Annotated in this window: 19 protein-coding genes and 1 riboswitch; of the genes, 13 read left to right on the top strand and 6 right to left on the bottom strand. The window is 61.8% G+C overall.

All coding sequences use genetic code 11. From position 1 onward, the window contains the following. Positions 1-23: 23 nt before the first annotated feature. The 5 genes from panC (at position 24) to JFX23_RS06010 (ending at position 5,018) form a co-directional block, all read left to right on the top strand. A complete protein-coding gene (gene panC, locus JFX23_RS06030; RefSeq protein ID WP_198776154.1) occupies positions 24-941 on the top strand; it encodes a pantoate--beta-alanine ligase in 918 nt (305 codons plus the stop codon). A gap of 10 nt (positions 942-951) precedes the next feature. After that, the gene (gene panD / locus JFX23_RS06025) at positions 952-1,386 is read left to right on the top strand and encodes an aspartate 1-decarboxylase (RefSeq protein ID WP_198776153.1); all 435 of its coding nucleotides are present in this window, start codon (positions 952-954) and stop codon (positions 1,384-1,386) included. A 202-nt stretch (positions 1,387-1,588) separates the two neighbouring features. Beyond that, positions 1,589-1,783 carry a hypothetical protein gene (locus JFX23_RS06020; protein WP_198776152.1) on the top strand — a complete coding sequence of 65 codons (195 nt, stop codon included), beginning with the start codon at positions 1,589-1,591 and terminating at the stop codon, positions 1,781-1,783. A gap of 799 nt (positions 1,784-2,582) precedes the next feature. Then, on the top strand, positions 2,583-4,172 hold the full coding sequence (locus JFX23_RS06015) for a lysine--tRNA ligase (protein ID WP_198776151.1): 1,590 nt from the start codon (positions 2,583-2,585) through the stop codon (positions 4,170-4,172). A 135-nt stretch (positions 4,173-4,307) separates the two neighbouring features. After that, a complete protein-coding gene (locus JFX23_RS06010) occupies positions 4,308-5,018 on the top strand; it encodes a TetR/AcrR family transcriptional regulator C-terminal domain-containing protein (protein ID WP_198776150.1) in 711 nt (236 codons plus the stop codon). A 441-nt stretch (positions 5,019-5,459) separates the two neighbouring features. Here the strand turns inward: JFX23_RS06010 and JFX23_RS06005 are convergent, their stop codons facing one another. The 5 genes from JFX23_RS06005 to JFX23_RS05985 form a co-directional block, all read right to left on the bottom strand. Then, positions 5,460-6,119 (bottom strand): LutC/YkgG family protein, encoded by a 660-nt coding sequence (locus JFX23_RS06005; RefSeq protein ID WP_198776149.1) that lies wholly within the window; start codon positions 6,117-6,119, stop codon positions 5,460-5,462. Beyond that, positions 6,116-7,675, bottom strand: coding sequence for a LutB/LldF family L-lactate oxidation iron-sulfur protein (locus JFX23_RS06000; protein ID WP_198776148.1), 1,560 nt, complete (start codon positions 7,673-7,675; stop codon positions 6,116-6,118). Before JFX23_RS06000 ends, JFX23_RS06005 begins: the two co-directional genes overlap by 4 nt. A 1-nt stretch (position 7,676) precedes the next feature. Beyond that, complete coding sequence (locus tag JFX23_RS05995) at positions 7,677-8,465, bottom strand: (Fe-S)-binding protein (RefSeq protein ID WP_198776147.1); 789 nt, start codon at positions 8,463-8,465, stop codon at positions 7,677-7,679. Between the two features lie 678 nt (positions 8,466-9,143). Next, positions 9,144-9,725 (bottom strand): amino-acid N-acetyltransferase, encoded by a 582-nt coding sequence (locus JFX23_RS05990; protein ID WP_198776146.1) that lies wholly within the window; start codon positions 9,723-9,725, stop codon positions 9,144-9,146. Then, complete coding sequence (locus JFX23_RS05985; RefSeq protein WP_005962319.1) at positions 9,722-10,666, bottom strand: sugar-binding transcriptional regulator; 945 nt, start codon at positions 10,664-10,666, stop codon at positions 9,722-9,724. Before JFX23_RS05985 ends, JFX23_RS05990 begins: the two co-directional genes overlap by 4 nt. Positions 10,667-11,096: 430 nt before the next feature. Between JFX23_RS05985 and JFX23_RS05980 the strand changes: the two genes are divergently transcribed. From JFX23_RS05980 to JFX23_RS05955, 6 genes are all read left to right on the top strand, one after another. Next, positions 11,097-11,900, top strand: a complete 804-nt coding sequence (locus JFX23_RS05980) for an MIP/aquaporin family protein (protein ID WP_198776145.1) — start codon at positions 11,097-11,099, stop codon at positions 11,898-11,900. A 195-nt stretch (positions 11,901-12,095) separates the two neighbouring features. After that, entirely contained in the window at positions 12,096-13,622 is a 1,527-nt protein-coding gene (glpK, locus tag JFX23_RS05975) for a glycerol kinase GlpK (protein WP_198776144.1), read from the top strand. A gap of 91 nt (positions 13,623-13,713) precedes the next feature. Then, complete coding sequence (locus JFX23_RS05970) at positions 13,714-14,283, top strand: PIN domain-containing protein (protein WP_005962315.1); 570 nt, start codon at positions 13,714-13,716, stop codon at positions 14,281-14,283. Between the two features lie 343 nt (positions 14,284-14,626). Next, positions 14,627-15,004: a cold-shock protein gene (locus tag JFX23_RS05965; protein WP_005962314.1), complete on the top strand. Its 378-nt coding sequence runs from the start codon at positions 14,627-14,629 to the stop codon at positions 15,002-15,004. Beyond that, the gene (locus JFX23_RS05960) at positions 14,997-15,791 is read left to right on the top strand and encodes a DUF3027 domain-containing protein (protein ID WP_198776143.1); all 795 of its coding nucleotides are present in this window, start codon (positions 14,997-14,999) and stop codon (positions 15,789-15,791) included. Before JFX23_RS05965 ends, JFX23_RS05960 begins: the two co-directional genes overlap by 8 nt. Before the next feature lie 183 nt (positions 15,792-15,974). After that, a complete protein-coding gene (locus tag JFX23_RS05955; protein WP_198776142.1) occupies positions 15,975-17,441 on the top strand; it encodes an NCS2 family permease in 1,467 nt (488 codons plus the stop codon). Positions 17,442-17,600: 159 nt separating this feature from the next. On the opposite strand, the gene serC is transcribed toward JFX23_RS05955, so the two are convergent. Next, entirely contained in the window at positions 17,601-18,734 is a 1,134-nt protein-coding gene (serC, locus tag JFX23_RS05950; RefSeq protein WP_198776141.1) for a phosphoserine transaminase, read from the bottom strand. Between the two features lie 188 nt (positions 18,735-18,922). Between serC and JFX23_RS05945 the strand changes: the two genes are divergently transcribed. Then, positions 18,923-19,594: a metal-dependent transcriptional regulator gene (locus tag JFX23_RS05945; protein WP_198776140.1), complete on the top strand. Its 672-nt coding sequence runs from the start codon at positions 18,923-18,925 to the stop codon at positions 19,592-19,594. Positions 19,595-19,844: 250 nt separating this feature from the next. Beyond that, a riboswitch (cyclic di-AMP (ydaO/yuaA leader) is annotated at positions 19,845-20,007 on the top strand. Positions 20,008-20,011: 4 nt separating this feature from the next. Next, on the top strand, positions 20,012-20,749 hold the full coding sequence (locus JFX23_RS05940) for a C40 family peptidase (RefSeq protein ID WP_198776139.1): 738 nt from the start codon (positions 20,012-20,014) through the stop codon (positions 20,747-20,749). Positions 20,750-20,843 lie beyond the last annotated feature (94 nt).

The following is a 20,843-nucleotide window of genomic DNA, read 5'->3' as shown; positions in this document are numbered from 1 at the left end:
CTACAGGGCGCGACAATGGAGGCATGACCCATCGACCTGTCCTCACCCGTACGCGGGAAGAACTCGCCGCCGCCCTCGCAGATTTGAAGGGGACTCGCGCCCTCGTCATGACGATGGGTGCCCTGCACAAGGGACACCTGCAGCTCGTCAAACGCGCGAAAGAACTCGGCGACCACGTGGTCGTCACGATCTTCGTTAACCCGACTCAATTCGCCCCCGGAGAGGATTTCGATGCCTATCCGCGCACCCTTGACGCGGATATGGCGGCTCTTGAAAGCGTCGGTGCCGATCTTGTCTGGGCGCCAGGCCCCGAGGACGCCTACCCCGAGCCGGTTGACCTCAGCATCGACCCGGGTCGTATTGCGCACGTGCTTGAAGGCACCACCCGCCCCACCCACTTCGCTGGGGTCGCCCTCGTGTGCACGAAGGTCATGGGACTCGTCCGCCCTGACGTTGCGCTCTTCGGGGAAAAGGACGCGCAGCAGCTCGCGGTACTGCGCCACGTCTTCTCCCAATTGGACGTGCCTGTCCGCGTTGAAGGCGTTCCGATCGTTCGCGACACCGATGGTGTGGCCTTGTCCAGCCGTAACCGCTACCTCTTAGAGGACGAGCGAGTGCGCGCTCGATCCTTGTCGAAAGGGCTCGAAGCCGGACGTGATGCTGCGGCCAATGGTGCGAGCGCCGAGCAGGCTGTCGCAGCAGTCCTTAAGGTCCTTGAGGCCACCGGGGGGATCGAGGTCGACTACATTGCCCTCGTTGACGATGGGACCTTTGACATTCTCGCTGGAACGCCTGGTGTTGCCCTCGTGACTGAAAAGGACGCCCGGCCCGCCACCATGGTGGAAGGTGGGCGGGCGTGTCGCCTCCTCGTCGCCGCGAAGGTCGGGACGACCAGGCTCATTGACAATCTTCCCGTCATCTTGGAGGTGGAGCGTGGCTGAGGCGATGCGAATGGAAGTCATGCGTCCGATGATCCAGGGCAAGATCCACCGGGCGCGGGTCACCGGCGCGGACCTGCACTACGTCGGCTCGGTCACGATCGACGAAGATCTGCTCGACGCCGCGAATATTGTCGAGGGTCAGCGTGTTGATATCGCGGACATTGACAATGGCAAGCGCCTGTCGACCTACACGATCGCAGGACCCCGAGGTTCTGGCGTTGTCCAGCTCAACGGGGCTGCAGCGCATTTGGTGAGCGTTGACGACCTCGTCATCATCATGGCGTACTGTCAGGTGCCCGAGTCCCAGGTGCGGGGGTGGAAGCCCTCGGTCGCTTTCGTGGACGAGCACAATCGCATCATTGAGACCGGAGATTCTGCGGGGCGCGTGCCCGAGGACTCCGAGCGAGCTCGAGAACTCGGCCTGAAATCGGCGGGGAAGCCCTGAGAATCGGGTGGCAGTTGAGGCTTCCCTCCGGGAGACTACTGTGCCTCTGTAGTGGAGCTGACCGAGATCCAGGGTCTTGGAGTCCCCTCCGCGAGAGCACTGTGCCTCTTCACTTCCGACCCCTTGGGGCAGGTGTTTTTCAGAAGGAACCGGATTCGGACGCTGTGGAACTGTTCATTCCTCCCGTGTGATTCCTCCGAGCATGGAAGCGGGCAAGGTGAGCGAAGCGATCGCAACTCGGCTCATCGGAGCCTCTACTGAGCTATCGGGCTTGTGTGCAACGGCCTGCGAGAATATGAGCGAGGTCGTCACGAGTGCGGAACTCGATGAGGAGAATTCGCGATGGGCGAGAGTTCCTCGGATTCACATGGTGGGTGCAGAACACGATGGCGAGTGATCGGGGTAAGGTTTTTCAGCTCTCCATGTAGAGCGCTCCGCGATTATTTCGGGAGCAACGCTGTTGCCTGTCGGTATTCTCTGGATGAATCATGCTCTTCTGAAAGTTCAGTCGACCACGGTGAATACAATGATTCTTCTCTTGTGTTTCCTGTCGACGATGATCCTGATGGGGCTTAACGGCATCTTTCTCATTGTCGTTAAGTTGAGGGCAAAGAACCGCCTGCGTTTCTGTGGAGATCGCTGAGAATTTCGGGGGAACAGGCTTGCTCACGCCTTTGCGCTGATGCAGAGAGTTTCCATGCTGTCCTTCGTTCCTCTCGTAGTGCTTGTGCTACTTCGATGGATTGGTGATGGCGAATCCTTCTCAGTCCGCTGGCGCAGTCATGGGCTTGTGTCTGCGCGCAGGGTCCCGCTGAACAGCCTTCTCTACTCGGGCGATAACGCAGACGAAGAAAGGGAGGCGAAAGGCTCTGCCTTCTTTTCGCGTGAGTCGTTGAGCGAGGCACCCAAACAGTGGATCATCATCGCGCCAGCGGCTCCGCTCTCGTGGTTGAGGGAGACCTGCAGCATTCTCGCCATGCTTGATGAATATCCCCCATTCCGGACACGCGAAGAGGGGAGAGAGTTTCAGGCGGACGCCACGAGTATTTGAGGGGCAAAGGCCCCTCCTCAATTACGCGCACCAAGCGACCAGGACAAGAAAGACCTCAGGCGCTTGCGATCGGCGAGGGAGACATCACGCGTGGAGAGCCTCACGTGGGTGAAGAGCCACCTCTTCGGACGGTTACGATGGTGAGGTGACTGACGTGAACCAGAATCCCGCCCCTGAAGCCGATGACACTCCCGAGCAGGTCAAGGTTCGTCAGGAGAAGCGCGCGCGCCTTCTCGCCGACGGACGCCAGGCCTACCCGGTCGTCCTCGCAATCACCTCCACTATCGCCGAGATCCGCGAGAAGTACTCGCATCTTCAGGCCGGTGACGAAACCCAGGACGAGGTCGGCATCGCCGGTCGCGTCATGCTCGCCCGCAATGGAGGCAAGCTCTGCTTCGCGACCCTCATGGACGGTGAGGGCAATCGTATCCAGGTGATGCTCTCCGCCGCCGAAGTGGGCGTCGAGTCCCTCGCACAGTACAAGGCGGATGTCGACCTCGGCGATCACCTTTTCATCCACGGCCGCGTGATCTCCTCGCGCCGCGGCGAACTCTCTGTCCTGGCCTGCCCCGGCACCGCACCCGCCGGGCTCTTCACTCCCGGTATTGGCGAGGGCGATCCGGTGCCCGCATGGCAGATCGCCGCGAAGTCGATCCGCCCACTGCCTAAGACCTACACCGCCGAGGACGGCACCGAGGTCTCCTTGTCCGAGGACATGCGCGTTCGGCGCCGCTACCTCGACATGATCGTCCGACCGGCGGCACGCGACATGGTGCGCACGCGCTCCAAAGTCGTGAAGTCCCTGCGCGACTACTTCGACGAGGCGGGATTCATCGAGATTGAAACCCCGATGCTGCAGAACCTGCACGGCGGCGCCGCAGCCCGCCCCTTCTCGACGCATATGAACGCCTACGACACGGATCTTTTCTTGAGGATCGCTCCCGAGCTCTTCCTCAAGCGCGCGGTCGTCGGCGGCATCGACAAGGTCTTCGAGATCAACCGCAACTTCCGCAACGAGGGCGCGGACTCTTCGCACAGCCCCGAGTTCACGATGCTCGAAGCCTACGAGGCCTACGGTTCCTACGACACGATGGCCCGCCGCACCCGCGAGTTCGTCCAGAAGGCTGCGCGCGACGCCCTCGGCACGGAGGTTGTCACCCTGTCCGATGGCTCCCTCTACGATCTTTCCGGGTCCTGGGCTGAGATCTCAATGTTCGACGCGACCGCCGAGGCTCTTGGCCGCGAGTTCAATGTCGACACCCCCCTTGAGGAGCTCGTGAAGATCGCTGAGGAACTCGGCGAGGATGTGGCCGACCACTGGGGTCCGGGCAAGGTCGCGGAGGTCATCTTCGAGGCCGCCGTCGGCGACAAGCTCTGGGCGCCGACCTTCGTTCGCGACTACCCCGAGGACTCCAGTCCCCTCACGCGCGGCCACCGTTTGAAGAAGGGGATCGTCGAGAAGTGGGATCTGTATGTGCGCGGCTTCGAGTTGGCGACCGCCTACTCCGAGCTCGTCGATCCCGTGATCCAGCGTCAGCGTTTCGAAGCGCAGGCCCTCGCTGCGGCGAACGGTGACCCTGAGGCGATGGTCCTTGACGAGGATTTCCTCATGGCAATGGAGTACGGCATGCCGCCCGCCGGTGGCATGGGCATGGGCTTGGATCGTCTCCTCATGGCTCTGACCGGTCAGGGGATTCGCGAGACCATCACCTTCCCGCTCGTGAAGAAACTCTGAGTTTTCATTCACGAGGGCGGGGTGGACACCCCGCGAGTGTGCTGGCGGCCCGAGATCATCTTGGGCCGCCAGGTTTTTCAGCTCCCGGAGAAACGCCCCTTAGAATGGGGAGAACACCTGAAACGGGGAGGCGGCATGGCGGCGAAGACCACGAAGACAGCTGCGTCGCGAGGAGAGAAACGCTCAAAAGGCAGGCCCGCGAGAATCGACCGGCATAAGATCCTCGAGGCCGCCCGCACCCTCGCCCCGGAAGATGTCACAATGCAGTCCGTCGCAGACATCCTCGGAGTCGATCCGACCGCATTGAACTACCACGTCGGTGGTAAGCGTGAATTCATGCAGCTCATCGCACTGGATCGAGCGAGCATGAGCCTTGACGTCCTCGCCGAATTGACCGAGGGGGACTGGGAATCCCTCCTGCGGGGCTTCGCCTCCGGGATGCGCGCTTCGGTCGCTTCGATCGGCCCTCTTGCACGTTACTTGGAGTTCGACTCGAGGCTGGCCCTGGGGTATATGATCTCGATCGAGAAGGCCCTTGAGACCCTTGTCGACGCGGGCTTGAGCTCAGCGGATGCACTGCGTTCCATCAGTCTTGTTGCGCATCTTGCCGCCCACACGGGCAAGAGGGACACGATGTGCGATTCTTCGGGCCCACAGGGCTTGCATGGCAATGGCGTGAAAACTCTCCTCGAGGGTGAGGCCGGAACAGATTTGCCGATCATCCGCGCTCTTCTCAAGGGTGAATACCCAGGTTTTGCACCTGAGGATCCGGCTAGCGCCGACCTCCAATTCACTTTCGAGCTTGACACGATCATTGAAGGTATCCGCTCGCGCATGAGCTGTTGAGAGTGCTCGGGCACCTATGGTCCGCTGAGATGGCCCGCTACGAGCGCTTGTGCAGGCATGTGCCGCCGAGGGAAGTGCACACACGGCCCCCGAAGAATGCCCACGCGCAAGACCTGTTGAAAAGGTTCCACGGTAGCCCTCGGCCTGCACGAATCCAGACGTTGACGTACACGAGACCTGTTGAGAACACTCCCGCCCCCACCTTTCCCTTCCACAGGTGAGACGTTGACGTACACGAGACCTGTTGAGAACACTTCGGCGAGGCTCAAGATAAGGATGAGCTAAGAAGCATGAGCACAGGGCAAGATATGGCCGGAGCAGGGGAAAGGAGTGGGAGCGAGGCACAAGGGGACAGCCTGAGCATCCCGAAGAAGAACCGGCACAGCTTAAGGGGCAGTCGGTCAATGCCGACTGCCCCCAGCGTCTATCAGATGGAAAGGCTCAGCGATCCGTCACCAACAGCACAACCAGGGTTCGGGGGCCGTGTACGCCGTCAACGCGGACAAGCTCAATGTCCGAGGTCGCTGAACCGCCAGCGATCCAGGTGATCGGACGAGTCGGATGCTCACCGACGATCGCGACCGCTTGCGGGACGGTCGGCTGAACGGTCGATGCATTGACGACGCACAGATGCAGATCCGGCAGGAGACTGATAATCCTGCGGCCCTGATCCGGCTCGCCGTCAAGGATGATCGTCCCAGACTGAGCGATCGCAGTGCGCGAAGCGGTCACGACCGCGAGAGTCTGATCGAGCTCCTCCTTGGTGCAGGGTTTCTCAATGGAGTCAACGTGCAGCGTACGCCCCTTGCCTGCGGCCTTACGCCAAGTGGCATCCAGACCAGCGGGGACGACAACGGAGGGCGCTTCCTTCTCCTTGAGTACCTTGTCGATCGTCGCGGGGATCTTATCGGCCGTGACCTCATGAACGGCGACGTGGTAGTCCCCGAGCATCTCGATGAAGAAGTCGAGCACCGGGCGCGAACCGGGAGCGTCGTCGGTTTCACACATGTAGTCGCGGACGACCTCGTCCTTCGGAGCGCCGGGCTGCGAAGCGTCACGCGCAGTGCGCAGGGTAGCCAGGATTTCTTCGCGGGCGTTCACAGCTGGGCCCCCTCTTCGTCGATGCGGGTGGTGGGCGTGCACGAGCAAGCGGTGCAGCCCTGTTCCTTCTGGTGTTCGGCCATCCACTGGCGGAAGGTCTTCGAGGGCGGAGCGGGCACGTCTCGAGAAGTCGACCACGCGGTCGCAGGCCAGGGCAGATTCACGAGGCGACGATCCGAACCCGCGATCTTCCGGCCGAGCGGCATGAGCTTGCCGGCGGCCTTCATGAGCGGGCCAGAGGACATCGGGATCTTCGCGGCTCCCATCGCCACATCCCACACGGTCGGGATGCCGCCGCGTTGAGCTTCGACGGCGCGGTGGCGCAGCTCGACCAGCACTTCGGGGATATTGATGCGCATCGGGCAGGCGTCGTAGCAGGCGCCGCACAGCGAGGACGCGAAGGGAAGGGTCGAGGCCGGATCGTTGTGATCGAAAGCGCCGCGCAGCTGGGGCGTGAGGATCGCACCGATGGGGCCGGGGTAGACCGACTGGTAGGCGTGGCCACCGACGTGCTCGTACACGGGGCAGACATTCATGCACGAACCACAGCGGATGCAGTGCAGGGCCTGACGGCCGATCGGGTCGGCGAGAACGCGGGAACGGCCGTTGTCAAGCAGAATGAGGTGGAACTCCTGCGGGCCATCACCCGGGGTCACGCCCGTCCACATGGAGGTGTAGGGGTTCATGCGCTCACCGGTCGCGGAGCGGGGGAGCAGCTGAGCCATGACCTCGGCGTCACGGAAGGTGGGAACCATCTTCTCAATGCCGACGATCGAGATGAGGGTTTCCGGGAGGGTGAGGCACATGCGGCCATTGCCTTCGGATTCGAAGACGGTGAGGGTGCCGCTTTCGGCGATCATCATGTTCGACCCGGAGATCGCGACCTTTGCCGAAAGGAACTTCTTGCGCAGGTGGGCGCGAGCCGCTGCAGCGAGTTCAACGGGCTCGTCACCGAGGTTGTCGGGGGCGTCGCCCATGCGCGCCTTGAAAATGGCGCGAACTTCGGAGCGGTTGCGGTGGATCGCGGGGACGACGATGTGGCTCGGCATGTCGTCGGAGAGCTGAACGATCATCTCCGCGAGGTCGGTCTCCCATGCGGAGATGCCGCGCTCAGCGAAGTATTCGTTGAGGCCGATCTCCTGGGTGACCATGGACTTGACTTTGACGACCTCGTCAACACCCTTGGAGGCCGCGATCTGGTAGGCGATGGCATTGGCCTCGGCTGCGTCGCGCGCCCAGTGGACAATGCCGCCGCGTGCGGTGACATTGCGCTCCATCTCTTCGAGGAGCTCGGGCAGACGGCTCATGACGCGGTTCTTAATGGAGGAGCCCGCCAAGCGGAGTTCCTCCCAGTCCGGGGTTTCGGACACGCGAAGGGCCCGCTTGTTGCGGATCGTGGTTGTCGCGTGCGTGAGGTTGCGGCGCATCTGCGTGTTGCGCAGGGTCTTTGCCGCGGCCTTGGGGAAGCCTTCGCCCCACTTGAGCGGTTCTTCCGGCGCGTCCGCGGAGGGTGTCCAGGTCACGTCGGACTTCGGGTTCACATGTTTGCGTGCCATGTCATGCCCCCAGCTTCGTCGTCGTTTCGTCTGCTTCCCAGGGTTGGTCCTTCGTGCCCGCGAGGATTTCCGCGAGGTGCATTGCGCGGATGCCGGCGCGCTGGCGCGAAAGACCGCCGGCGATGTGCATGAGGCACGAGTAGTCGCCTGCGGTGAGAATCTCGGCCTTTGTGGACTTCACATTGGCCATCTTGTCGGCGAGCATCGCCGTGGAAGTCTGGTGGTTCTTCATGGAGAAGGTTCCGCCGAAACCGCAGCAGGACTCGGCTTCCGGAAGATCAACGAGGGTGATGCCCTCAACGGCCTTGAGGAGCTGGTAGGGGCGGTCTCCGACGCGGGCGATGCGCATTGAGTGGCAGGTCGGATGGTAGGTGACGCGGTGCGGGAAGTATGCGCCCACATCGGTCAGTCCGAGGACGTCGACGAGAAGCTCTGAAAGGTCGTAGGTCTTCTCTGCGATCTGCGAGGCGCGCTTAGCCATGCCGGGCATGCCCTCGGATTTGGCGACCATTTCGGGCTGGTGGCGCAGCGATCCCGTGCATGAGCCCGAGGGGACGACGATCGCGTCCCATTCGCCGTCGAGCACCGGCTCGAAGGTCTTCACATGGTTCTTGATGAGGGGAACGGCTTCGGGGAAGTATCCGGTGTTGATGTGCATCTGCCCGCAGCATCCTTGGGATTCGGGGAAGACGACTTCGTGACCGAGACGTTCGAGAAGGTGAACGGTTGCCTGCGGTGCTTGTGGGAACATGAGATCCCCGACGCAGGTGGCGAAGAGTGCGATTCGCATGGGCGTCCTTGTCGTTGCGGCTCGTTGGTGATTCGGAGCGTAACAAAGGGGGGTTTCCCGCAAGCCTGAACCGTTGTGAAGCTCTGAGAGCCGCAGAATCTTGCGGTTTTGGGACTTACGTCCACGGAGTTGTGAAGCAAGTGGAAGATCTAAATCCGTGAGGAGAGAGTTAGGGAAATGGGCTCTCACGTGTGCGGTGGAGAGGACTCTCGCGGGTTTCTTTCCTTGTGAGGACGAGGCCGCGGGCAATGGGCGCTCTTGAGTGTGGGCCCGAAGTCCTCCCTATAGGCAGGTGGGATTTTGGTGGGCGGCACCGGGTGAGTGAAGAACTCCTATTAATAGGGGAGTGTTCACTGACCTGAGGGAACTTGAACGGCCTGAGGGGAGTCTGAAGGGCCAAAGGGATGTCAGGGGCTGGAAGAATGTCCAGAAGCTCAAGGGATGTCAGGACCTGGAGGAGTGTCTAGAGGCCCGGGGAGTGTGCCTATCGGGTAAGGGGCCGGGGCCGGAGCGTTAGGAGTGTCCAGAGGCTCGGGGGAGTGTTCCGGTCGCGGTCCATCTTCACTAGGGCGACGAAGGAACGTCCCCGGGCCCGAGGAGTGTTCAGCGTTGGGAGAGCTCAGGAACCTGAGGGCGTACACCACCGACGGCCCCTCGCCCTCGTTGAGAGCGGAGCGCTCAGGCTCCCGAGGAGTGTGCAGGCACCTGAACGCTGTGAATACCGTGATCGCTCGTGGCCTTTGAGAGTGGGGCGTGCTCGAGGTCGCGGAGCATCCGGGTATTGCCCAAAGTATTGGGCTTGTAGGAAGCGAGGTCGAGGAACTCTTTCACTCCGTCGTCATGTGAACGCAGCATTTCGAGGAAAGCGTCTTCGCCGACGGGAGTACCTGAGATTTCGTAGAAGCCGTGGCGCGCGAAGAAGTCGACTTCGAAGGTGAGGCAGAAGACCCGTTGGAGTCCGAGCTTTTGCGCGCGTGCGAGGAGGCTTTCAAGAATCGCCGAGCCGATCCCCTTGTGAAGGAACTCGGGGGCGACGGCGAGGGTGCGAATCTCAGCGATATCATCCCACATGACGTGCAGAGCGCCGCAGCCAACGAGCGCGTTCGTTTCCTCGTCAATCGCGACGACGAACTCTTGGATGTCCTCGAAGTAGGCGATGAGTTCTTTGTGTAAGAGGATGCGGCGCATCGCGTAGGGGGTGGTGAGTTCGGCGATGCGGCGCGCATCTTTGGGGCGCGCGTCGCGAATACGAATGCTCACCTTCCGGTGCCTTTCGCTTGTACTGCACAAGAACGGACGAGTTCGAGAAGTTCGCGCGCGGCGCCATCATCGAGGACGAGGTCGGTGATGACTTTTGCTCGCAGAGCCCCTAGGAGGGGAAGGGCTTTCGAGGCGCCGGCAACAACGCAAAGGCGGCGGGGAATTCGGCGAAGGGTCTCGGGGGTGGGGCCAGACGCGCGCGAGTTCAATGCCATATCGGTCGAGCCGTCCTCGCGCAGCAGGACGGTGCACACATCGCCGACGACTCCGTCGCGCTGGGCGGCGGCGAGTTCTTCGGTGTCGAGGAATCCTCCTGAGTAGACATGCGAGGGGAGGCGTGCGGAAAGGGAGCCGATACCGAAGAGGGCGATATCGCAGTCCTCAATGGTTTTCAGGACTGCCTGGACGGAGCGCTCGCGCCAAAGGGCGTCTTTCGTTTCCGCGTAGTCGAAGAAGGTGGGAACGGGGAAGTGGACCATGCGCCCGCCGATTGCGCGAGCAGCGCGGGAAATGATCGCGTCAGCGTAGGGCATGCCTGATTCGGTGGCGGTGGCTGCTCCATTGAGTTGGACGACAGTGGAGCCGGGGAAATTCACTCGAGGCATGCAACGGGTGATTTCTGAGGTCGTATTGCCCCAGGCGATGCCAAGGGTGACGCCCGGCTTGAGCATATCGATGAGGCGTTCGGCGGCGACAAGAGAAACATTGTGGAGGCGGTTGACTTCGGTGTGGACGTCATGAACCGGGACAACGGAGGTCTGTACGCCGAAAATCTCGGAGATCTGCCCTGAAAGTGTGCCCTTGTTTCCGGGAGCCGCGCTGACGGAAATACGAACGAGGCCGGTCTCGCGCGCGTAGGACAGGAGACGGGAGACTGAGGAGCGGGAGACTCCGAGGTGTCGGGCGATCGTTTCCATGGTTTGCCCTTGGAGGTAGTACATGGAAGCGGCTTCATGGGCTTGCTCGTCACGAATCGTCACGTGCCCTAGTGTGCCATGCACAGGCGTGCAATGGCCAGGCTCTGCATGTGCAGGGCGTGGATATGTAGAGCTGGGAGCGGACACGTATGACCGAAAGATTGATAAATCGTGTGCACAATTGGCCATATGGTCCGAATCGATGTGCATCGCCTGTCATACTTATTGTCGTCCTTGTGAGAACGTTGTCGTTCATCGAGATCGCAGGCTGAAGGTGCCGCTTGGAAAAAGAGCGGTTTTTCCACAATGAATCCCAAAGGTTCAAAGGAAATTCCCGGATCCGGGTGAGCCGAAAGCTGCGAAGGTGAAGCTCAACGCTCTCACTCTCGGAATAGTCGAACGGCTCACCGTTCGAAGATCCAATGCGATGAAGCGTTGGAGAAAGATAGGGAAAATGCTCGCAACACTTCTTCCCATGGCGCCGCAAGAGGTGACGATGCCTCAGATCTTCATGTCGGAGTTCATGGGGACCGCAGTCCTCCTCCTCCTCGGTGGTGGCGTCGTCGCCACCAACCTCCTTCCAAAGTCGAAGGGGCGTAACGGAGGCTGGCTCCTCATCAACTGGGGGTGGGGTCTCGCTGTTCTCGCCGGTGTGTACGTCGCTTACGGCACGGGCGGCCACCTGAACCCGGCCGTGACGATCGCGAAGGTCGTCGGCCACATGTTCAACCCTGATGTTGGGCTCAATGACTTCGTTTCCAAAGGCGGTATCCCCGTCACCGTCGCCAATGTCGTCGTCTACATCGTCGCCCAGTTCCTCGGAGCCTTCGTTGGCGCGATCCTGTGCTGGTTGACCTTCAAGCAGCACTTCGATGAGGACCTCGACCCGGCCCTCAAGCTCGGCGTCTTCTCGACCGCCCCGGAGATCCGCTCCTACGGTTGGAACACCCTCACGGAGGCCATCGGCACCGCCGTCCTCATCCTGTGGATCTGGGTTTCGGGTTACACCGCCGAACATGCGCCGATCGGCCCGCTCGGTGTCGCGCTCATCATCGTCGTGATCGGTAACTCCCTCGGCGGCCCGACCGGATACGCCATCAACCCGGCTCGTGACCTCGGCCCGCGTGTCGCGCACGCCATTCTCCCGATCAAGGGCAAGGGCGGCTCCGACTGGGGCTACTCCTGGGTTCCCGTTGTCGGCCCGACCATCGGCGCGATCGTCGGTACCGTCATCGCCTTCGTTACCGGCCTGGCCTGATCCGAGCATCCAGAGATGGTGGGGTCCCGGGCGGACGCCTCCGGGACCCCACCTCCATCTCCATCCTTATAAGAGCTTGCCGTCGAGCTCCATCTTCAGCTCCGTATAACACACACGAGGAGCAGGGGCCTTCGTGCCCCGTATTCCACTAGGAATCGTCTTCACCACAAAGAAGTGACAGAAGGGAATTCGTCCATGTCTGAAGAGAAATTCGTTCTCGCGATCGACCAGGGCACGACCTCAAGCCGTGCGATCATCTTCAACCACTCCGGCGAGATTGTCGCCGTCGGCCAGAAGGAATTCACTCAGATCTTCCCGAACCCGGGTTGGGTCGAGCATAACCCGGTTGAGATCTGGGAGTCGGTCCGCTCCGTCGTCGCCTCCGCCCTCCAAAAGGCTGAGATCAACGCCTCGCATCTCGTGGCAGTCGGCATCACCAACCAGCGCGAAACCACCATCGTCTGGGACAAGAACACCGGCGAACCCGTCTACAACGCCCTCGTCTGGCAGGATGTGCGCACCGGCGACATCGCCCGCGAAATCGCTGCCGGCGACCCGCTCGGCACCGAGCGCTACCGTCAGATCACCGGCGAGAACATCTCGACCTACCCCTCGGCCACGAAGGTCAAGTGGATCCTCGACAATGTCGAGGGCGCCCGCGAGCGCGCCGAGGCCGGAGACCTCCTCTTCGGTACCCCGGACACCTGGGTCCTGTGGAACCTCACCGGTGGCGTGAACGGCGGCGTCCATGCCACCGACGTCACCAACGCCTCTCGTACGCTCCTCATGGACGTTCGCGAGCTCAAGTGGCGCGAGGACATCTGCAAGGACTTCGGCATCCCGATGTCGATGCTCCCGGAGATCAAGCCCTCCGCCGCGATCTACGGTAAAGGCCGCTCGAACGGTCTCCTCGCAGGCGTCCCGATCTCGGGCATCCTCGGCGACCAGCAGGCCGCGACCTTCGGCCAGGCCTGCTTCGAACCGGGTGCGACGAAGAACACCTACGGCACCGGCTGCTTCACCCTCATGAACACCGGCACCGAGCCCGTCTTCTCCAAGAACGGCCTGCTCACCACCGTCCTCTACCAGCTCGGCGATGAGGCTCCGGTCTACGCCCTCGAAGGCTCTGTCGCCGTCGCAGGCTCCCTGGTCCAGTGGCTACGCGACAACCTCGGCATGATCGTCAAGTCCTCGGACATTGGCGCCCTCGCCGAGTCGGTCAAAGACAATGGCGGCGTCTACTTCGTCCCCGCTTTCTCCGGCCTCTTCGCACCCTACTGGCGCGATGATGCCCGCGGCGCGATCGTGGGCCTCACACGCTACGTGAACAAGGGCCACATCGCGCGCGCGGTCGAAGAGTCAACGGCATTCCAGTCCGCTGAACTCATCGAGGCGATGAACGCCGATGCGGGAGTGCCCCTCAAGGAGCTCAAGGTCGACGGCGGCATGACGCACGACGAGCTGCTCATGCAGTTCCAGGCCGACCTCTCCGGCTGCGACGTGGTCCGCCCCGTTGTTGCCGAGACCACCGCCCTCGGCGTCGCCTACGCGGCCGGCATTGCCGTCGGATTCTGGAGCAGCACCGAGGATGTCGTTGCGAACTGGCAGGAAGGCAAGCGCTGGAGCCCGTCCATGGACAAGGCTGAGCGCGACCGCACCTACCGCCTCTGGAAGAAGGCCGTCACCCGTACTTTCGACTGGGTTGACGAGGACGTGAAGTGAGCGTCTGAGTCCGCTCACACGGGGCACTCTCTGACTTTTGTTCAGGGAGTGCCCCTTTTTCGCGCTCGGGCCGTAGTGTTGAGGTATGGGAATGTATTCATCTAATGGCAAAACCTATTTGATCGTTGATGGTGAGAACATCGATGCGACCCTCGGTCTGTCGGTGCTCGAGCGTCGGCCCAGCCCTGAAGAGCGCCCCCGATGGGATCGTGTCCTCGAAGGCGCGCGTCGTGCTTTCGACGAGGAAGCTAAAGGACTGTTCTTCCTCAATGGTTCTTCCGGCGCCCTCCCAATGGGATTCGTTCAGGCACTGACCGCAATGGACTACACGGTGATCCCCCTGTCTGGACCGGAGGATGTGAAGGTCGTGGACGTCGGCCTCCAACGCACGATGGAGGCGATCGGGGAACTTGAATCCGGTGATGTCATCTTGGCCAGCCATGATGCCGACTTCGTTCCCCAGGTTGAGCATCTTCTCGACCTGGGACGCAATGTCGCGGTCATGTGCTTCCGCGAGTTCCTCGCCTCGGGTTTGCATGAGCTGGAGGAAAAGGGCCTCAAGGTCATTGACCTCGAGTACGACGTACACGCCTTCCAAGTGACCTTGCCGAGGCTGCGCATCATTGATGTCGACGACTTCAACCCCTTCGACTTTTTGTGATCCTCGCCGGGCGTCGCTCAAGCTGGAGCTCTTCGTGTCAGTGTTGTTGCGGCGCCCGTGCTGCATGCTGTGTTCGTGCGGCAGTCGCCACAGGGGAGGGTTCGGATCAATCGGCCTTGGTTCGCCCCTTCGTTTACTCTCCCGCCTGCGAGTATGCGTGCCGAGACTCCAGTGACAGGGAGCTGGATCCCAAAGCCTTCCCTCCCCAGCCGACCTGCGACCATGCGAGCCGAGAGTTCAGTGACAGGCTGAAGGAGTATCCGCCGAGAAGCACAGCCCGGCCTCGCCCACTAGAATGGGCGGAGGTCTGAACATGACCCCATAGTCTTCTTGAGGAGTTGCAGTGCCCACTGGAAAGGTGAAGTTCTTCGATGCCGAGCGCGGTTTTGGCTTCATCGGAGGCGATGACGGCGTCGAGGTGTTCCTCCACGCCTCGGCGCTGCCCGAGGGGGCTGCGGCGCCCAAACCGGGGACTCGAGTCGAATACGGGGTCGCCGATGGGCGCAAGGGCCCGCAGGCCCTGACCGTGAAAATCTTGTCGCCGACTCGTTCTGTTTCAGCGGCCCGCAGGCGCAAGCCCCAAGCGATGGTCCCCGTCGTCGAGGACCTCATTAAACTCCTCGACGCTTCCTCCACCGCCTTGCGCAACGGAAAGTACCCCGAGAACTCACGGGCCATCGCGAAGGTTCTTCGCGCAGTGGCGGATGATTTCGATGCCTAAGGAAGCCACCCGGGCCGTGCGGACACGAGCCCCGAAGATCGATCAGGTTCTCGCCAAGGCTGTTGACGTGGCGAGACAATCCGCCGAAGCCCTCGCATACCCGCGCCCTATTGGTGAACACTTGGGCTTCACAATGGATGCTGAGCGCCTCGGCACCCACTGGTTCGCTTCGAGTGACCCGGGCTATGTTGGCTGGGCGTGGGCTGTGACCCTCGCCAGGGTTGCGCGCTCGCGGACGGCGACCGTGTGTGAAGTCGATATGATCCCCTGCGAGGGTGCGCTTCTCGCTCCCGAATGGGTCCCCTGGGAGGAGCGGCTTCGCCCCGGTGATCTCTCACGCGAGGACGCCTTGCCCTACCAGGCGGAAGACGCCCGCCTTGAGCAGAGCTTCGAGGCCGTTGGCGACGATCCAGATATTGCGCAGTTCGCTGAAATTGGTTTGGGACGTAAACGCGTCCTCTCTGACGAGGGACGTCAAGCGGCTGTGACACGCTGGTACAAGTCCGACCAGGGGCCCAAACCGGGGCGCCCCCCGAAGAACACGTGCTCAACCTGCGGTTTCCTCGTGAAAATGTCGGGTTCGATGCGCACGATGTTCGGCGTGTGTGCGAACGAGTGGGCACCCGACGACGGGCGAGTCGTCAGCCTCGACCACACCTGCGGCGCGCATTCGGAAACGGATGTGCCCAAGCAGGCAAGCGTGTGGACTGTGCGCCCCTCACGTGTCGACGATTCCGCTGTCGTGAGCGAACCGATGCCCAAAGCGGGGCCAGCACCACAGGAGTAAAGCTCCGAAGCTCCGTAGCCCTTTCGTGGAGATCGGATAGAGAGGGGGTACGAGTGGCGGAGAGACGAATGAAGCTCACTCCTCTCAGCGAACAGGGGCGAACTGAAGACGGTCCTACACTGTGAAGTGTGTCGCGGCGCACGAATTTTGCGCGGATTCGGCTCGAAAAGGCACGATTAGCGCGTGAGCACACAAAAGAAGACCGCCGCATCCCCATCTGCGACGGCGTCCTCGTCGACCATCGACCGTTTCTTCCACATCACTGAACGAGGCTCGAGCATCGCCCAGGAAGTCCGTGGCGGTTTCGTCACCTTCTTCGCGATGGCCTACATCCTCGTCGTGAACCCGATCATCCTTTCGACGACCCTCCCAGCTGAAGCGGGCTTCGCCTTCTCCGACATCGCTGCGGGAACCGCCCTTGTCGCGGGCATCGTCACGATCCTCATGGGCCTTGTTGCGAACTTCCCTTTGGCGCTCGCTGCGGGAATGGGCCTCAACGCCGTCGTCGCATTCACCCTCGTCGGAGGCAATGGACTGAGCTACCAGGAGGCCATGGGCCTCATCGTGTGGGAGGGCATCCTCATCACGATTCTCGTCCTCACCGGCTTCCGTGAGGCCGTTTTCAAAGCCGTTCCGCGTCAGCTTAAGACTGCGATCTCCGTCGGAATCGGCCTGTTCATCGCCTTCGTCGGCCTCATTAACGCCGGCATCATCCGCCCCGGCGGCACCCCCGTCCAGCTCGGCATCAACGGCTCCCTCGCCGGCCTTCCCGCCCTGGTCTTCGTCTTCGGCCTGCTTCTCACGGTTGTTCTCTACATCCGTAAGGTCAAAGGCGCCATCCTCATTGGCCTCCTGTCCTCGACCGTTCTCGCGGTGATCTTCCAAGCGATCTTCCACGTCTCGGCGATGAAGGACGAAACAGGTGAGATCGTGAACCCGACCGGTTGGGGTCAGACCATCCCCGAGCTTTCCGGTTCGGTTGTCTCCCTGCCGAGTTTCGGCTCGCTCTTCCAGGTCGATATGTTCGGCGCCTTCTCCAAGCTCGGCCCGGTCGCTGTCGTTCTTCTCATCTTCTCCCTCATGCTCGCCGATTTCTTCGACACGATGGGCACCATGGTCGCCATCGGCGGTGAGGCGAAGCTCCTCGATGAGAACGGTAACCCGCCGCGTTCGCGTGAAATCCTCCTCGTCGACTCCCTTGCGGCAATCGCAGGCGGCGTCGGCGGCGTCTCCTCGAACACCTCCTACATCGAGTCGTCTGCGGGCGTCGGAGAAGGTGCGCGCACCGGCCTTGCCTCGGTTGTGACGGGTCTGCTGTTCCTCGCTTCGACTTTCCTCTCGCCCCTCGTCGCTCTCGTTCCGACCGAGGCCGCATCCACGGCCCTCGTCTTCGTTGGATTCCTCATGATGATGCAGGTTGCCGACATCGACTGGTCGAAGGCTGAGATCGCGATCCCTGCCTTCCTTACGATCGCTTTCATGCCTTTCGCCTACTCGATCACGGTCGGCATCGGCGTCGGCTTCGTCACTTACACGCTCATTCGCATTGCGAAGGGCGAGGCGAAGAGGGTTCACCTGCTCATGTGGCTCGTGTCGATCCTGTTCATCGTCTACTTCCTCCTCGGTCCGATCGAAGCTTTGATCGGCTGAGTGATCGCTTACTGAAGCGGAAAACGCGGGCCCGCGGGAGTGACCTCCCGCGGGCCCGCGCCTCGTAAAAAACGTGATCTGAAAAAGGGAGAGCGACTGGACTCATACGGGATGGCCCCGCTCAGGGTTTGTCGACGAGCTTGGCGGACTTGTCGACGACTACGCCGAGTGCTCGAGGAGCCAATTGAGGCACGCCACCAGAGCCTCAACATCCGAGACCGGCGTCGTCGGCCAGGTCCCAATGCGCAGCTGCTTGCCTCCGACCCCTCGGTAGGGATCCACATCAACGATCCCCTGCGCGCGCAGCGCCGCCGAGAGAGCCTTCGTATCAACGGACTCGTCGAATTCGAGGGTCACGACGACATGGGAGCGGTGGGAAGGCTCGGACACGAAAGGCCGAACCAAGGGCGAGGAATCCGCCCAACGGTAGAGCACTTCAGAAGCCGCTCGAGAACGCTCCTCCATGCCATCGAGGCCACCTTCATCCAACATCCACGTGATCTGTTGCTCCAACATGATGAGCGTCGCGATCGCGGGAGTATTCAGAGTCTGGTCCTTGACAGAGTTCTTCACCGCAAAGGAAAGATCGAGGAAGGACGGCATCCAACGATCTGAAGCACAGTGGAGTTCTTCTGCCCGTTGCATCGCCTGAGGGGAGAGCAGAGCAAGCCAGAGTCCCCCGTCGGAGCCGAAAGCCTTTTGCGGCGAGAAGTAATAGGCATCCGCCGCTGAAACATCGACCTGAGCTGCGCCCGCAACGGAGGTCGCGTCCACCAAAGTCAGTGCATCATCACAGCCGATCCTCTCAACCGGGCTGAGAACACCCGTCGAAGTCTCATGATGCGGGTAGGCGAAAACATCCGGCGAAGCCCCGTCCTCGTTCGTCTCAGTGCCGCTGAGACGGGCCAGGGCCCCGGCCGCAGCACTCACGCGAATCGCAGCATCGAGATGAGGCGCCCGATCAACTTCAGTTGCGAACTTGGAGCCGAACTCGCCGAAAACTCCGAAGGCTGCGCGTTCACGCACGAGCGAAGTGACGGCGACATCCCAGAACGCTGAGGCGCCGCCATTACCGAGGACGACCTCGTAGCCCTCGGGTAGGGCGTAAAGAGAACGCAAACCTTCCCTGATCGAGGCGACAAGGGACTTGACCGGGGCCTTGCGGTGAGAGGTTCCCATGAGCAGGGGAGCGCGCAGCGCCTCGATCTGCTCGGGGCGGATTCGGGAGGGGCCGGAACCGAAACGGCCGTCCTTGGGGAGCAGGTCGGCGGGAATGGGCGCGATATTCACCATGTGCTCAGCCTAGTCGCCTTGCCGTTCACGGCGTTTTCAGTACCGGGACTTGAGCGAAATAGGCGCAGGGCACGAAGGTGCGATGAATGGAAAATCGCGTATTTTCCCACTTGGGGGGGGAGGATTCTGACACGAGACCATATCCTTGAGGCACACAGGAGAGGCAAGAGCGGAAGGGGAGGGTCGGAGTGGGCGACCTCATTGACACCACCGAGATGTACCTCAAGACCATCTTCGAGATGGAAGAGGATGGAGTCACGCCTTTGCGCGCGCGGATCGTCGAACGACTTGAGCATTCTGGCCCGACCGTTTCTCAGACGGTGAATCGTATGGAGCGCGACGGTCTTGTGCACGTGCTGGGAGATCGGCGCCTCGAACTCACTCCAGAAGGGCGCCGCCAAGCTACTGAGGTCGTGCGTAAACACCGCCTCGCCGAACGTCTTCTCATCGACGTCATTGGATTGGAATGGGAGTGTGCCCACGAGGAGGCCTGCCGGTGGGAGCATGTAATGTCTGACACAGTTGAGGAACGTCTCGTCTCACTCCTCAAAGATCCGAAGACCGATCCTTATGGCAACCCGATCCCCGGCTCTGCGCAGCCCACCCCCGGCGAGTCACTTGAGCTCGCCGTGAAAACGCGCGAGGGCGAGGCCTTGCGCCTCCTTCGAATCGGGGAACCGATCCAGGCGGACAAGGGGATCATTGCGAACTTCGCCGCTTGTGAGCTGAAACCGGGTACACAGATTGAAGCTGCAGCTGAAGGAAACTTCGTCCGTCTCCGTTCCCTTGAAAAGGGTGCCGATGTGCAGGGCTTTAAGATCCCGATGGCATTGGCCGCGCACCTCTTCGTCACGGTCTAAGTATCCTTCGGCACAGTTTCGCTGTTGCTTGCGCGCTCCGCGCGGGTGAGGGTTTTCTCTGGGTGCATCCGGTCGGGGTGTCCCCCGTCCGTGCTCCGCGCGGGTGAGGGTTTTCTCCCAGCTTCGCTGGCTGAGATTCTGCTGAATACACGCTGTGAATCCGGTCTGGGTGTAGCTCACATTCTCGTTATGAATACGTGACATTTGGGGGTGGGGCGGTTTACAGTGGACCTCGGCTGATAAGCCAACCGTCTCTCAGACACCGAAGTCGGACCCTGAGAGAACGGCATCACAGGTCCGACACGGGGGAACCACTTATGGCCGCAAGGCCTTGGGGTGAAGCCTGAATTCTCAGGCCGGGCTCTCCTGCCCGAATCCGACAGCTGACCTCGCAGGTAAGAAGGAGATGCATACCAGGTGACTACAGTTAGGCCAGCGCCTCGACACAGGCGCGCCCGCCGTCCGCTTCAGCCTCTCACCGATATTGCGGACACTCTCACCGCGATGAGCCCCGTTCGTCCGGCGGCTATCGCCTCAGTGACCGGTCTTGCGCTCACCGCTGTTGTCGGTGGCGCGGCACATGCGGCCCCCGGTTCGGCCCAGTCGGGCGAGGATGCGGCAGCGCCGACCACTACGACCGCGCCAACGACCACGGCGACCACCGTCTCGGTCCCCGATATCGCTTGGACCGCCGAAGAGATTACCGCCACCGCTGAAGCTCCCGCGAGTGCAGCCGCTCCTCAAGCGCAGCAGGACGCTGCTGCGGATCGTTCTGAAGCCCGCCCTGAACTCTCGGCCGACTCGGGCGCAGCCGCCCGTTACAACGCCGCAGGAGCCGATGTTGTCGCCGCAGCCCTTGCTCTTACCGGCATTCCCTACGTCTGGGGCGGCGAAAGCCCTGCAGGTGTTGATTGCTCGGGTCTGACGAAGCTCGCTTACGCGGCTGCTGGAATCACTCTTCCGCACTCCTCCTCCGGTCAGGCCGCGATGGGAGTTCGTGTTTCCGCAGCCGAAGCCCAGCCGGGCGACCTCATTGCTTACCCGGGCCATGTGGCGATCTACATTGGCGGCGGCCAGATGGTTGAGGCCGTCGACTTTGGCACCCTCTCTCGGGTCTCCGCGGTCCGTGGCGGAGGAACCTTCATCCGCATCTGAATCTCAGGCGTGAACGGGAGGCTGGATCACATGATCCGGCCTCCCGTGTTTTCACAGGTCTTCACGTATTTCCACCCTGGTTCAGTTCCCTAAA

The organism is Schaalia cardiffensis (genome assembly GCF_016405145.1).
In the GTDB taxonomy this organism is placed as follows: domain Bacteria; phylum Actinomycetota; class Actinomycetes; order Actinomycetales; family Actinomycetaceae; genus Pauljensenia; species Pauljensenia cardiffensis.
Note: the sequence above shows the minus strand (reverse complement) of the source record. Positions and strands in the feature narration are given on the sequence as shown.